The organism is Flexivirga oryzae (assembly GCF_014190805.1).
Classification (GTDB): domain Bacteria; phylum Actinomycetota; class Actinomycetes; order Actinomycetales; family Dermatophilaceae; genus Flexivirga; species Flexivirga oryzae.
The window spans coordinates 1,012,713-1,025,411 of sequence record NZ_JACHVQ010000001.1; the positions used below are offsets into that span (position 1 = coordinate 1,012,713).

A 12,699-nucleotide genomic window follows, 5' to 3' on the forward strand; every position below is an offset into this window, starting at 1 on the left:
CGACCGGTGGATGGGTGGAGGTGCGAGCCAGCCGATGGATCAGCTGGTCGCGGACTTGCGCGGCGTGCGGGGCTTGCTTGGCGTGGTGCCAAACAGCGCCTCGATCGCAGCGCGCTGCTCGTCGGCTTGCCGGGTGATGGCGTCCTGGAACTCGCTCGCCTTGGCGGCGGTATCCGGGTTGGCTGCCATGGCTTCGACTTCCTTCTCGATCGCGCTGCGGATCGCATCGGTGATCGAGATGCCGGTGAGCTTGGCCAGGATGGTGAGCCGGTTGTGCAGGTCACCGTCCAGGCGGATCGCCAACGTCTTGACATCAGACATGACGATTTGTCTCCTTCCTGAGGGTGTTCGCCCTGTCCCTGCTGGCGCAGTGACAGGCCACCGTCCTCGGGGTGGTGCAGCCCTCGACCGCGGTGGTCGGGTGACTGCAGGCTCCCGAGGCCTCGGTTCAGACACGGATCTACGGGTCGTCCACTAGGCTGGGGGACTCGGCCAAACTCAGACGGAGACGGACGTCCATATCCAATGATCGCAACCCTTCCACTGCAAGCGAGTTCGCCCGTCATCTCATCGACCAGGCAAGGTTCGACGCATAGTCGTTTACGCGGCATAATTTCCTTGGCTCCTACAGTGGCTCGCATCCCGATAGCGACACTTGTGGTCATAGCTATCCTGGGCGATGCTCATGGGCGCGCGGCTGTCTGGCTCGGGGCGTTCGTTGTCCTCGACATCGTTGATGGGTTGATTGCGCGGGCGATTGATCGCGAGACGGCATTTCGGCGAGCGTTGGATAGTACGATCGACCACGTCGCTATCTGTACATGCATTGCCGTGATGACGGTGTCCCATCCCGCAATCTTGAGTGCGGGCGCAATAATTGTGCTTCGCGATATCATACAGGCGGGAGTCTCTGCTCAAATGATTCGTAAGCACCATGTCGTCGCGACGGGGCGTGGATTGCATGCTGTTTACACCATTCTTGTTGCGGCGTGGGGGCTAGTTTGGATACTCCGTGGTGATTCTCCACTGTGGTTCTCGTGGGTCGTGGGGTGTGCTGGGATCGTTACGCTTGCCGACTACGTAAACTCTTGCAACAGCGTGGTCGCGCGACGTACAGAGATATGACGGGGGCATTGGAATCCCCGGCAGAACGGAAGCAAACCGATGAGGCGTTCGATCCGCGGTCGCAGTTAGCGGCCATCGCGATTGCCACGTTTCTGTCGTTGTGCTACATATTCTTAACCGCCCCTGTTGTAGAAAACCGGCCGCGTGCGGGGAATCAGCTCAAGGGTGTGTCGTATCCATCGAGCTTCATGGTTGCATGCCTTTTAGTAGTGGGCCTCGGATTTATGGGAACTGTAGACAGCTTCAGGGCGTTCCTGCCGAGTGCGATTGTTCAGTGGGGCCAGGAGAGGACACGGGTCCTCCGTAACATAGTTCTCTACGTTGACACATTTTTATCTATCGGCATTCTGGGTTGGGTGACGTATTTTTCGGGCGGTCCATTGACTAGTCCCTATTCGGTGATTTTAATCTCGGTTGCGCTTATATCGCCGTTCATAACTGACAGCATGACTCCAGCGGTGGTGGTCTCAGTAATGGTTGGCTGCTGGTATCTGTTCTGGTGGTACTATTCAAATAGGCAACAAGTGGCGTCCTTTGATCGCCCTGGATGGCTTATATTTGCCACTACATTTGTTAGCGTCATTATTACAATGCTCATGGAGTACGTCCGCAGGCAGCGGGAGAAGTCTCTGGATGCGTCGTCTGGGTAATTGCGGGCTACCCAGACTGAAATGCTTACGCCTTTCTGAGTTGGTGGATGAGTGCTAATGTAAGGACGATGGCAGTCGATGAGACGACGGTCGTCATCAGTGATCCTGTAAACATGAGCGACGTAAAAGTCATCACACTTAGTATGGCAATTGTGCGAAAGACACAATTTTGGGACATGACTCACCTCCAATATTTGATTGGGGAGCCCGCGCCCTTTATTTAATCACGAAATGTAGATATTTCTGCAAAATTCCCGCACAATCACATGATCCTGAAAATCCAGCACCCACCGTCGTCCTTGTGACAGACGTAGACATCGTCACTGAGCCAGGCATCACGTGCCCAGGCTTCGTAGTCGATGCGGATGTACGGGGCGAGATGGTCGCCGAACTCGGTCTCGATGCGTTGCTCGATGTCGCTGTCGCCGAGGACTTCACGTGCCCAGGCTTCAGGTGAGTCGTACTCGCCGAGGTAGCTGTCCTCGAAGGCATCGAGCATGTCCGGATCAGCGTCGTGCAGCTGAGCCCAGGTGGCAAAGACCGGACCGTGCTCCTGGATGCCACGAGCGACTTTGGCCACCGTCGTGAGCTGCTCGTACTGCTCTGGCCGGAAGTCTCCAAAGTCGTCGTAGTCGAAGATCGCGTACTCCTCGGCACCGAGTTCTTCGCTGTTCGCCACGATGCGCTGTGCTTCCGAGATGAGCTGCTCGTCATCGACAGCAGCGTCGACCCATTCGCCGGTAAGAGCGCCGTTGTTGTAGTCGGCCAGGGAGCCGATCCATACCCTCGGGTTGAGTTCTGGCTCGCGTTCTCGGGATGCTTCGTGTTCGGGCTGGTCGCCCGGACTCGGTTGTGGTTGCTTCTCATTCATGATCACCTCCTTTCGGTTTCGTTGATTGGTTCTCCGCGCTGCGTTTCGCTGGTGGCGCCCGTTCCCGCCGCTGTCTGGCTTGCCTGATTCGCTGCTCAGCGAGCGAGATGTACTCCGGGTTCAGCTCGATCCCGAGCCAGTCGCGGCCGAGAACTTGTGCGGCAATCGCGGTGGTTCCGGCGCCCATGAAGGGGTCGAGGACAAGACCACCCGGTGGGCAGCCTGCCCGGATCATTCGACGGACGAGCTGCTCGGGGAAGGTCGCGAAGTGTGCGCCCTTGTAGTGGGCGGTCGCCAGGTGCCAGACGTCCCCGGGGTTCTTCCCGAGCGGGTGCCCGACCAGTCCTTTCGCCTTGAGGGCACGTAGGCCGTTGTCACCGTCGCTGTTCGGGCCGAGCGCCGGATTCCCGGTGGCGTACTTACTCGGCCGGCTGCTACCGCGTTTGTCGTGGTGGCTGGGTGGCTGGCTGCGGTGCGGTTCGCGGATGGCATCGAGGTTGAAGTAGTACGTCGGGTTCTTGGTGAGCAGGTAGACGAACTCGTGCGTGGTGCTGAGCCGGTCTCGGACGCTGGTGGGCATCGGGTTGGTTTTTGGCCCAGACGATCTTGTTGCGGATGGTCCAGCCGTCTGCCAGTAGCCCGAGCATGAGCCGCTCGGGTGCACCGAGCAGTGACTTGCGCGGCGCACCTTCTCGTGGATGGGTGCTGTAGGTGTCGCCGAGGTTGAGCCAGAAGCTGCCGGTCGGTTTCAGCACTCGATGTAGAGCGCGGGCGACGGCGCGCAGTTCCTCGACGTACTGATCGACGTGTGCTTCGAGGCCGACCTGGCCGTCCACCCCGTAGTTGCGTAGCCGGAAGTAGGGCGGGCTGGTGATGATGCAGTCGATGGAGTCGGTGGGGAACGTCTCCAACACGGTGAGGGCATCACCGGCGATGATTTGGCCGAGCGGGAGGGGAACATTCATGACGCCCTCCAGTCGATGTCAGAGTCGGTGCGTATCTTCTGTTCCATGAACTGGGTTGCAGTGGGCTCTCTGGCGACAATCGCTCTAGGTCGCTGGTGTTTTTCGTGGCGTGGCGGTCCGTGTTGCTTGGTGCTGGGTTCGGGAGGATTGGCCTGTGACGTTGGGAGTGACTCCGAGCCAGGCTGATTTGTTCCGTTCGACGACCGCGTTCTGCGAGCCGCGGATCGGCGAAGACTCGATCTACGGGTTGTTGCACCGGCAGTGCCACCGGTTGTTCCCGGACGAGATGTTCGCGGACTTGTTCACCGATGTTGGTCGCCGGTCGGTACCGCCGATGATCGTGGCGGTGGTGATGGTGTTGCAACGTTTCGAGGGGTGCAGTGACCGGGAAGCGGTCGACCGGTTCGCGTTCGACGCCCGGTGGAAGTACGCGGCGGGCGGGCTGGACTTCGATTACCCGGGATTCGTGCACACGGTGCTGGTTGATATGCGGGCCCGGCTGGCCGCCTCGGATGCGCCGGACCGGATCTTCGATGCCGTGCTGCAGGTGGCCAAGGCTGCCGGACTGGTCGGGCGTAAACGGGTGCTGGACTCCACCCCGTTGTATGACGCGGTCGCCACGATGGACACGGTCACGTTGATCCGGTCGGCGATCCGTGGGCTGCTCAAGGCGTGTGATGCGCAGTTGGGGGCGCGGGTCCGGGACGTGCTGGCCCGTGATGATGACTACGTGGGCGCGGGGAAACCGGCCTGTGACTGGGACGACCAGGTCGCCCGGGCGGTGTTGGTCGATGAGTTGGCTCGGGACGGGATGGCCGCCCTGGCCGTGTTGGAGGGGCGGACGGTCAGTGAACCGGTGGCCGCGGCGGGGCAGTTGCTGGCCACCGTGCTGGGGCAGGACCTGGAACAAGACGCTGACGGGGTGTTCGCGATCGCGCGGCGGGTCGCCAAAGATCGGGTGATCTCCACGGTCGACCCGCAGGCCCGGCACGGGCACAAGACCGCCGCACGCTCCTTCGACGGGTACAAGGGGCACCTGGGCCTCGACCCGGACAGTGAGATCATCACCGCTACCGGCGTGACCCCGGGCAACACCGGTGATGCCGCGGCCGCACAAGACCTGATCGCTGATCTCCTCGACACCGACGATCACGATGCCGGCGATCACGGCGACGCGGATGAGCCTGGCGTGTATGGGGATAACGCGTACGGGACTGGGCCGATCCACGACTTGCTGGAGGCTGCCGGGATCGATGACAAGTGCAAGACCCAGTCGCCGTCCAATACTGGTGGCCTGTTCGCCAAGGACGAGTTCGAGGTGGACTTGGACGCTGACACGGTGACCTGCCCGGCGGGGCAAGTCTCGCCGATCCGGCGCGGGAAGGGTGGTGCCGGCACGGCACGTTTCGGGGCGGCGTGTGCCGAGTGCCCGCTACGGGAGCAGTGCACTACCTCCGCGAAGGGCCGCACCATCAAGGTCGGCGCCTATGAACGGCAGCTGACCGATGCCCGCGGGCGGCAACAGGACCCGGGATGGGTGGCCGACTACCGGGCTACCCGCCCGAAGGTCGAACGCAAGATCGGGCACCTGATGCGCCGCAAGCACGGCGGGCGCAGGGCACGGGTCCGCGGCACGACGAAGGTTGCCGCTGACTTCTCCCTGCTGGCCGCCGCGGTCAACCTCGTACGCCTGAGTGTGCTCGCCGTGACGTTCACGACCGGTCAAGGATGGGCAGCGACCGCCTGATAACACCAGGATCAGACTCGAAACCCCTTACCTGGCCGTCATATCCGCCCTCAAGCCGGCGTACTCGACTGGCCAGCGTCATCAGTCCCGCCCGGCGACCAGCCGCGCTCGGCCAGCCTCAGCCCCACGCGGTGACCTGATCTACCCCAGCCGACCATCCTCACCCACACGCAGCTGTTCAACACCAGCCACCTAGTGGTTGTTGGTGCAGTTGGGCTTTTCCTTCCTCGCAGTCGTGCTATCACGGCTGCGCGCGAGAGAGATGCTGTGTCGCCGTCGAGCAGGGATGATGCCATTGCAGACGTTATTGATGCAGCGTTTCCAGTCCCCGCGCCAATATGGGATTTGCAACGAGTGGACGCCTCACATCTGCGGCTGACCAATGTCGGTGATGCGGCATACGACGTGTCTGTTTCGAGCGGGAGTTTCGCCGTGTCGAGCCTTCCGGCTCCCAGGTCCCAGATGGCGGCGCGGGGAAAGTGACACCTTCGTCGCCAGCGGCAAGTACGGCCTCCCCAGCGGCATCGTCCGTGTCGCAAGCCGTGCGACGCCAGTTGCCGAGTTGAGGTACGTGCAACTGTTTGCATCGCAAGAGCCGCTCATGGCGCCGCCCCAATCGTCGCCGTCAGCTCCTCCGGCGTCGTGACCAGGAACATCCCACCTGGGTAGTTCGCCAGGTTGAGCCGACGGCGTAGATCGTCAGTGCGTTCGCGGCGGCGTGCGCCGCCCATGATCCAGAGCACGCGGGGGAAGACCCCCAGGGTGGTTTGCTCGCTGCCGTTGAGGCGGTAGTCGTCGTATTGGCGGCACTTTTTCAGCAGAGTGGGGATGGACTCGGTGCCACAGTCGATTTCGCAGAACCAGTAATCGTGGTAGTCACCCTGTTCGTCTTCGCCGTGCAGGGTGGCGGCGAGGTCGGGTTGGAGGATTCGTCGGTCGCCGCCGAGCCCGTGGTATCGCCGCCATGCTGCTGATTCGATCTGCACGTCAATGGACTGGATGTGCGGTGTGGTGGTTGGCAGCCTGGCGATGACCAGGCGGGTGTCGGCGACGGCCAGCGAGTGCGCGAGTAATCGCGGTGACGGCTCATGCGGCCGCTTCGCCACACCGTTGACGGCGATGAGTCGTCGACCGGCTCGCGAGAGTTGCCAGATGGTCGCGCTGCTACCGGCCCGGATTCCACCGACACGGCGGTGGATGGGCTGGACGAGCCCGAGCTGCTGCAGACGGTGTAGGACGCGGCGGCTGAGACGCTCGGCAGTGACAGGTGTGTGACCAGCAAAGTGCAGGCCTTCGAGGTGCTTGGTGGACAGGTAGCCGTGGACGGCGAGATCGGCCAGGATGTGCTGGTCGCGGTCGCTCAGTCCGTCGTTGATGCGTGCCAATTGGGCTCCGCCAATTCGCCCACGGTTCGCCCTTGATGAGTGAGGGCGGCCGGTGCGCTCCGGCTCAGCATGAGCCGGAGTATTCGGTGCCCCTATGTGGCTCCGCGACCGTCTGACCTGCGTCGATGCAGCATCCGGAGTTGAGCCGGGCGGTACAGCGGCCGGTACGCCGGTAACTGGGGTGGGGGTGTTGCGATTTTCGCTCATGCGGTACCTCCTTTCGGTTCGGTTGTTGATGGTGGGCGGCGGCGTCCGAACTGTTCGGCGTCCTGACCGCTTGAGGTGTCCGACAGGGTGCGGGTGGGTGTGTCTGGCGTGTTCTGGTGCGTATCGGAGAGTTGGTCGGTTGCCTGGTTCGCCCCGGCGGTGTCGGGGGAAGGGGATGTGCTTGCCGGGGTGTGTGCGAGTGTGAGCAGCTCACGCTCGATCTGATCGAGGCTGGCGCCGTAGCGCGCCGCCGATGCGTCGCGAATGCTGCTGGCTCGACGGGTCACAGGTGGTAGCGGCCGCGTCACCACCGACACCCACGGGGTGAGACTGTTGCGGGAGAGGACTTGGGCGTAGGCCTGGAAGGCACCGAGAGCGCGGAAGTCTTCTTTGGTCAGCACGCCGGGGGTGAAGCCGTTGGCCAGGTCACGGGCGTCCGCCGGTGAGGGTTGGAAGACCAGTCGCGATCGAGCGTTGGCCAGCACGGCACCCCGGTGCTCCCGCAACTGGCCGAGTTCCTGGTGGGCGATGGTGAACCCGACGCCGTAGCCGCGTGCGGTTGCCAGGGCGTCAGCGAGGTCACCGAGCCCGGCGATGTAGTCCTGGACTTCGTCGATGTAGACGTTGGTCGGGGTGCGCTGCTCGGGTGGGATGCTGGTGCGCGCCAGGATGGTGTGCCACAGCTGGGTGGTCACCAGCGAGCCGAGTAGGTGTGCTCCTTCGATGCCGATGGCACCCTTGCCGAGAGCGACCAGCAGCACCTTGTTGCCGGTGAAGACTTCGGAGAGGTCGAATTTCGGGGTTCGTTGGCCGAAGATGCCGCGCAGCGTTGGACGTAGCAGCACGGTGCGTAGCTTGTTCATCAGCGGCTGGATGGCTTGGGCTCGTTCGCCGTCGCTCCAGGCTTCGAAGGTTGCCCAGAAGGTGCCGAGCCCGAGTGGATCTTCGCGTGCTTCTGACTGGACGATGGAGCGGCGGAAGCCGGGGTTGGTCAGCAGCAGCGGCACCATGACGAGTGAGGCGTCACCACGCCGGGCAAGTGTCAGCAGGCTGGCATGCAGGATGTCCGAGGTACGTGGGCCCCAGGAGTCTTCGAAGAGGGTGTGGAAAACGCTCAGGAGTGAGTCGGCGGCCAGTTCCGGGTCACGCCCGACCAGTGGGTTGATCCCGACGGGATGGTCGTGGCGGGGGTCGAGTACCACGATGTCTTCCCGGCGCTCCCGTGGTACCCGGGCAAGGATGTCGTCGACCAGATCACCTTTCGGATCGATGAGTACCGCCCCGCGGCCTGCACGTAGATCATCGAGCAGCAGGTGCGCTATGACGGTGGATTTGCCGGTGCCATTGAGCCCGAGGAGGTGAGTGTGCCGCAACGCATCATCTTGGGGTTGAGCGATGGGACGGGTGACACCGCGACGGGCGGGCTCGGCGGCGTCACCGAAAGGCCGCCCGTGCCTGGGGTGTGCCGCGGCCGCTGGCAGCAGTTTCGGGTGTCGGCGTGGCAGCGCTGGAAGTTCGTGATCGGTGTCGCCAACGACCGGCCAGCCGGTGAGCGCGACCAGATCGTCAACCGACAGCCAGAGCGGCCAGAAGAACGGCGAGCGAAATTCGTTGACGTGACGACGACCGCAGCGCCGGGCACTGATCCGAACTCCGGGAACTTCCAGCACCCGGAAGCATGCGGCCGTCGCGGAGAGCAGTTGTTTGGCGCGTGCTGGGTGTCCAGCCCGGACAGCGATGCGCAGTGCGCAGCCGAATCCGTACTGGCCGAACTTCCCCTCGATGACAGTGCGACTGATGCCGTCGATGACGGGTGCTTGTTTCGGGGCGGTGCGCGGTCCGAGGATCAGCTGAAGCCGAAGCACGTCGCTCGCCGCGGTCGAGGCAAACACGTCGAACAGTTGCCGGGTGACTTGTTCGATACTGGCGACGTCGTGCCGCAACGGAACCGTGCGCGAATGCGCTGCGCTCACCGATCGCGCCTCCTCAATGCTGATGTCGGAGAACACCGAGTTGGTGGGGCGCAGGCTGACGTCCGGCAGATGCGCACGAAACAGGGCACGTAGTTTGGGCAGCACGGGTTCGTCGGCACCGATCCGCCAGGCGGCGGTGTGGTCGCGAGCTACCGCTTCCAGGACGATCCGCGGTTGTCCCGGGATCGTCGCCAGCCCAAGCAGCACCGCCAGAGTGTCGGTGGGGGAGACCGGTGCGTCGAAGCCAATCGCGCGCCGGTGCAGCGGCTTACTCATCCGCAGACTCCTGATGGTCGCCCGTCGCACTGGACTCGGTCGTGTCTTCGTCGTGAGCGGCACGCGCTTCGGCTTCGGCCTGCGCCTGTGCCAGGTCGAGCAATGCCCGCCCCAGTCTTTTCACGTCAACCGGGCGGCGGCGGATACCGCGCACGATGAGGCGCCCCGGCTGGTGCTGGCGTCCTTTCGGGTGTGACTTCGCGTACTGCTTTCCGCGAGAATCTTTGTATGTTCGAGACATGAATTTCCTCCTTCCTCCCTTATTGAGGGCGCACTAAAGATGCCTGCATCACATCCGCTTGGTAGCTGATGGTTAATGCACATGTGCATCACGTTGATTTGTTTCTAGTATCTAATGCATGAATGCATTAAGCAATACAGTTTGTGAATTCCACATCACCGAACGGCGCGTGGAGTACCGAGGTCAACTGCGACGGAATACTCATCGAATCTTCGCCTGACATGGCGGACGCGGCAGCCGAGGGCCCGGGGCATTACGGCGCCCGCCACGCCAGCCTGTCTGGATGAACGTTCACCAGCCGCGCCAGTAGCGAAACCCGAACCAGAGCGCGGTACCGGTCACCATGACGAAGGCCAGGATGCAGAGTGGCAACCAGATCGCTTCGAGGATGGCAATGGCGCCGTAGAGTGCCATACAGCCCAGGAGGATCGCACCACAGGCCCGGGCGATCTTGCTGACGATCCCCTCGTAGTCGTCATTCATGGCAGCTACCTACGCTTCTTGTGCTTGGGCCAGCGGATGACCCGGGCGTGTTTGGTGTGGGCTCTCGCTTGTGCCGGGGTCAGGTACCGGAAGCACAACGGGCAGAACGGCATGGGGCTGCGAAGGCCATGGCCTTTTGGCATATCTGTCACCGGCTCTCTACCGAGCGTCGGCGTGGCGAAGCTGGCTTCTTCGGTTTCGGGTGCGGTTTGGGCGCAGGCCGCCTGCCGACACATCGCACGCACTGACAGAAAAGGCGGTGGGGCGCTGTCATGACGTCACCAAGGTGTCGGAGCGAGTCTGAGCCGGTGCGTCGGGTGCGGGCACACGCCGGATCTCTTCCAACAGTCCGTGGTCGTAGCCGTACTCGATGCAGTCGGTGACGAAACGTCGCTGGTGGATCGGGAACCGCCCGATCAGGGCCATGAGCTGGATCTGCCCGATGAAATCGTGGTGCAGCAGTGTCCAGGGCAGCGAACCCTTCGGGAAGCCGTACTTCTCAGCCTGGTCGAGCTGCCAGAGCGCAAGCTCGGTTTCGTCCGCCAGGCCGAAGCTGAGCCCATGCTCTATATGACTGACGTCGTGCCAGAACCGGAAGCGGACATTGTCCTCCGGGTCGAAGAAGATCGAGGTGTCGCAGAACAGGTTGGAGATCGGCAGCGGGGTGCCGTTGGCGGTGCTCTCTTCATACGCGCCGCGCAGCTGCTGGTAGGTGCTGGGTGCGTCTGGGCAGGCTTCGTAGCTGAAGCCGACCCGGGCAGCGGTTTCGCGGGCCTGCTGTTGCACAAATCGGGTCAGGTCGTCGCGGGCGAGCATGATTTCCAGCGCCAGCGCCGGACTGCCCGTAGCCTTGGGTTTGGACATTGCCATTCTCATCTCTCTCTTAGCCAGGAGTTGTGGGGTGCTGTCCGAAGTCCTCGGAGGAGAGACAGTGGCGACTGCTCTCCTCCGAGGCACCGAGCCGGTGGATCCGGACAGGTAGTGCGGGCTCATGCCGTCGCGTTTTGACGGTGCCCTGACGAGTTCGGATGATTCAGCGGGACTTCCGCTGCTCGGTCATGGCGTGCGCGACCATCCGCCGGTGAGCGGCGAAGGCTTCGGCGTCCAATGCCTGCTTGACGCGGATTGCTCGCGCCTGCATTCCTGCTTGCCGACGCTCGACGGCCTGCCGGTGTGCGGTGGAGCGGAACAGCCCGCCGCTCACCATGGAGGCCAGGAATGTGCCGACCAGCCAGACGAAGACACCGATAGTGCAGATCGTGAAGACGGCAACCATGGCGATTTCACTGGAAGCGGGCGATCGCATTGGCAGCGCCTAGGGCGTAGGCGTTGAGGCAGGCCTCGTAGTACGCCTGCCCACCCGGGGCGACTTGCATGAGCTGCTCGGCAGCTCCGACCAGCGTCCCGATGTTGTTCAGGGCGCTGTAGGTCAAACCGGCGCGCACGGTGTCAGTGGTGTACGCCACCGCACCGCGACCGACCACCAAGTCGGTGCTCTTCTTGACCTGCTTGGACACGCCGCGACCGAGCGGCTGGCCGGTCAGGGCAGTTGAGCTGCCGGTACCGCCGAAGAGGGAGAGATCTGAAGCCATGTTCCGGTTCTCCTTACAGACCAGCTGACCGCCGACTTCGCCGGCTGATGAAATCGCTGACCTGCAAGCGACGCTAGAAACCGAGCGGATGCGACGCGAGAGCCAAAGACGAAGTTGGAGCGAAACGCGCGCAAAGTTGGAGTCCCACCCTGCAGAATCCCTTCATGAGGGGGCAGCCGACCGACACTGAGGACCCGGAGGAGATCCGCCGTGAGTTGCTCTACCTCCGCAAGGGCCGGGGCTACACAGGCAAGCGTCTGGCCGCGTGCCGAGCACTACGGCAGGTACTCGGCGGGCTCGACCTGCCAGAAGCTGTCTTGCGAGAGCGACTAGTTTTCGCAATCTGCTCACTCCGCGACCCAGATGCCGATGTACTACTGGCTGTGTACGCGCTCGGGGAGGAAGTCGCTGGCGAATCGAGGCTGCAACTGCGCCGCGACGCCTACGGCAAGGCGCACGGGATTGGGCGCGAAGCAGTCGCCGACCGAGACACCAAGGCTGTCGACCGGCTGCTCGTCCAGCTGATCACCGGGTGGTACCCGAAGTCGCCGTTGCCGCTCCGAGTCCCCGAGTCGCACAACGCGATCGTGATCGCGAGCATCCATACGCGGACGATCGTCGAGAACCGGCGGCACGTCGAGACGAGACGTTGGATCCGCTTCATGGCCACCTTCGACGGCGCCGAGTACGTGGCGATCGCGAGCCCGAATGCTGAGCCCGCATATGCGGGCGATGGCGTCCGAGTCCAGGTCGTCCCGGTCGAGAACGGGTACGTCCACAGATTCTGGTTCCCGGAGCCGCTAAACCGCGGCGGGCTGTACACGCTGGAATCACGTATAGAGAGTGATCCGAACGATGACCGTTGGCTTACCGAGGACAGTATGGCGTTCCATGAGCCGACCAGATCGGCCCGCTTCGAGGTGGTATTCAAGGGTGAACGGCCAGACATCGTGTGGCAGTTCAGCGGACTGACCGATGTCGAGCGACCCGGGCGACCGTCCGCTGACCGTGTACTCCAGGCTGATAAGAACGACGCGGTCCGTGTGACATTCCATGACCAGCACGGTGGCTTGTGGTGTGGCGTGGCATGGCGCTCGGCATTGTAGTGCGCCCGGGCGACAGAGTTGTGGATGAAGACTAAGGCGGCGCGACATCGCATGGCAAACCGCTTACCAGCACGTAAC

General features: G+C 63.0%; 13 protein-coding genes and 1 pseudogene. 3 read left to right on the forward strand and 11 right to left on the reverse strand.

Going from position 1 to position 12,699, the window contains the following annotated elements; all coding sequences use genetic code 11:
* Positions 1-39 precede the first annotated feature (39 nt).
* Entirely contained in the window at positions 40-321 is a 282-nt protein-coding gene (locus FHU39_RS04645; RefSeq protein ID WP_183319278.1) for a type II toxin-antitoxin system VapB family antitoxin, read from the reverse strand.
* 204 nt (positions 322-525) lie between these two features.
* On the opposite strand from FHU39_RS04645, the gene FHU39_RS25180 reads away from it, so the two are divergent.
* Positions 526-1,125 (forward strand): CDP-alcohol phosphatidyltransferase family protein, encoded by a 600-nt coding sequence (locus FHU39_RS25180; RefSeq protein WP_425484758.1) that lies wholly within the window; start codon positions 526-528, stop codon positions 1,123-1,125.
* 912 nt (positions 1,126-2,037) lie between these two features.
* Here the strand turns inward: FHU39_RS25180 and FHU39_RS04650 are convergent.
* The 3 genes and pseudogenes from FHU39_RS04650 to FHU39_RS25185 form a co-directional block, all read right to left on the reverse strand.
* The gene (locus tag FHU39_RS04650) at positions 2,038-2,646 is read right to left on the reverse strand and encodes an antirestriction protein ArdA (protein WP_183319279.1); all 609 of its coding nucleotides are present in this window, start codon (positions 2,644-2,646) and stop codon (positions 2,038-2,040) included.
* Positions 2,639-3,226, reverse strand: coding sequence for a DNA-methyltransferase (locus tag FHU39_RS23765; RefSeq protein WP_221185130.1), 588 nt, complete (start codon positions 3,224-3,226; stop codon positions 2,639-2,641). The genes FHU39_RS04650 and FHU39_RS23765 overlap by 8 nt, the downstream gene beginning before the upstream one ends.
* A 52-nt stretch (positions 3,227-3,278) precedes the next feature.
* Positions 3,279-3,611, reverse strand: a pseudogene (locus FHU39_RS25185) (DNA methyltransferase); the annotation flags it as partial.
* A 154-nt stretch (positions 3,612-3,765) separates the two neighbouring features.
* Between FHU39_RS25185 and FHU39_RS04660 the strand changes: the two are divergent.
* A complete protein-coding gene (locus tag FHU39_RS04660; protein ID WP_183319280.1) occupies positions 3,766-5,358 on the forward strand; it encodes an IS1182 family transposase in 1,593 nt (530 codons plus the stop codon).
* A 599-nt stretch (positions 5,359-5,957) separates the two neighbouring features.
* Here the strand turns inward: FHU39_RS04660 and FHU39_RS04665 are convergent.
* From FHU39_RS04665 to FHU39_RS04695, 7 genes are all read right to left on the reverse strand, one after another.
* On the reverse strand, positions 5,958-6,743 hold the full coding sequence (locus FHU39_RS04665) for a replication-relaxation family protein (RefSeq protein ID WP_183319281.1): 786 nt from the start codon (positions 6,741-6,743) through the stop codon (positions 5,958-5,960).
* Between the two features lie 203 nt (positions 6,744-6,946).
* A complete protein-coding gene (locus tag FHU39_RS04670; protein ID WP_183319282.1) occupies positions 6,947-9,199 on the reverse strand; it encodes a type IV secretory system conjugative DNA transfer family protein in 2,253 nt (750 codons plus the stop codon).
* A complete protein-coding gene (locus FHU39_RS04675; protein WP_183319283.1) occupies positions 9,192-9,440 on the reverse strand; it encodes a hypothetical protein in 249 nt (82 codons plus the stop codon). Before FHU39_RS04675 ends, FHU39_RS04670 begins: the two co-directional genes overlap by 8 nt.
* Positions 9,441-9,731: 291 nt before the next feature.
* Positions 9,732-9,923, reverse strand: coding sequence for a hypothetical protein (locus FHU39_RS04680; protein ID WP_183319284.1), 192 nt, complete (start codon positions 9,921-9,923; stop codon positions 9,732-9,734).
* Between the two features lie 270 nt (positions 9,924-10,193).
* Positions 10,194-10,787 carry a hypothetical protein gene (locus tag FHU39_RS04685; RefSeq protein ID WP_183319285.1) on the reverse strand — a complete coding sequence of 198 codons (594 nt, stop codon included), beginning with the start codon at positions 10,785-10,787 and terminating at the stop codon, positions 10,194-10,196.
* A gap of 169 nt (positions 10,788-10,956) precedes the next feature.
* Positions 10,957-11,199 carry a hypothetical protein gene (locus FHU39_RS04690; RefSeq protein WP_183319286.1) on the reverse strand — a complete coding sequence of 81 codons (243 nt, stop codon included), beginning with the start codon at positions 11,197-11,199 and terminating at the stop codon, positions 10,957-10,959.
* A 7-nt stretch (positions 11,200-11,206) separates the two neighbouring features.
* Complete coding sequence (locus FHU39_RS04695) at positions 11,207-11,515, reverse strand: phosphoenolpyruvate carboxylase (protein ID WP_183319287.1); 309 nt, start codon at positions 11,513-11,515, stop codon at positions 11,207-11,209.
* A gap of 164 nt (positions 11,516-11,679) precedes the next feature.
* Between FHU39_RS04695 and FHU39_RS04700 the strand changes: the two genes are divergently transcribed.
* Positions 11,680-12,621 (forward strand): hypothetical protein, encoded by a 942-nt coding sequence (locus FHU39_RS04700; protein WP_183319288.1) that lies wholly within the window; start codon positions 11,680-11,682, stop codon positions 12,619-12,621.
* The last annotated feature ends 78 nt before the right edge of the window (positions 12,622-12,699 follow it).

What these genes read in the sequence shown, in the direction of transcription:
- FHU39_RS04645 (WP_183319278.1), bottom strand. Translation starts at nt 321, where the DNA reads ATGTCTGATGTCAAGACGTTGGCGATCCGCCTGGACGGTGACCTGCAC.
- FHU39_RS25180 (WP_425484758.1), top strand. Translation starts at nt 526, where the DNA reads ATGATCGCAACCCTTCCACTGCAAGCGAGTTCGCCCGTCATCTCATCG.
- FHU39_RS04650 (WP_183319279.1), bottom strand. Translation starts at nt 2,646, where the DNA reads ATGAATGAGAAGCAACCACAACCGAGTCCGGGCGACCAGCCCGAACAC.
- FHU39_RS23765 (WP_221185130.1), bottom strand. Translation starts at nt 3,226, where the DNA reads ATGCCCACCAGCGTCCGAGACCGGCTCAGCACCACGCACGAGTTCGTC.
- FHU39_RS04670 (WP_183319282.1), bottom strand. Translation starts at nt 9,199, where the DNA reads ATGAGTAAGCCGCTGCACCGGCGCGCGATTGGCTTCGACGCACCGGTC.
- FHU39_RS04675 (WP_183319283.1), bottom strand. Translation starts at nt 9,440, where the DNA reads ATGTCTCGAACATACAAAGATTCTCGCGGAAAGCAGTACGCGAAGTCA.
- FHU39_RS04680 (WP_183319284.1), bottom strand. Translation starts at nt 9,923, where the DNA reads ATGAATGACGACTACGAGGGGATCGTCAGCAAGATCGCCCGGGCCTGT.
- FHU39_RS04685 (WP_183319285.1), bottom strand. Translation starts at nt 10,787, where the DNA reads ATGTCCAAACCCAAGGCTACGGGCAGTCCGGCGCTGGCGCTGGAAATC.
- FHU39_RS04690 (WP_183319286.1), bottom strand. Translation starts at nt 11,199, where the DNA reads ATGGTTGCCGTCTTCACGATCTGCACTATCGGTGTCTTCGTCTGGCTG.
- FHU39_RS04695 (WP_183319287.1), bottom strand. Translation starts at nt 11,515, where the DNA reads ATGGCTTCAGATCTCTCCCTCTTCGGCGGTACCGGCAGCTCAACTGCC.
- FHU39_RS04700 (WP_183319288.1), top strand. Translation starts at nt 11,680, where the DNA reads ATGAGGGGGCAGCCGACCGACACTGAGGACCCGGAGGAGATCCGCCGT.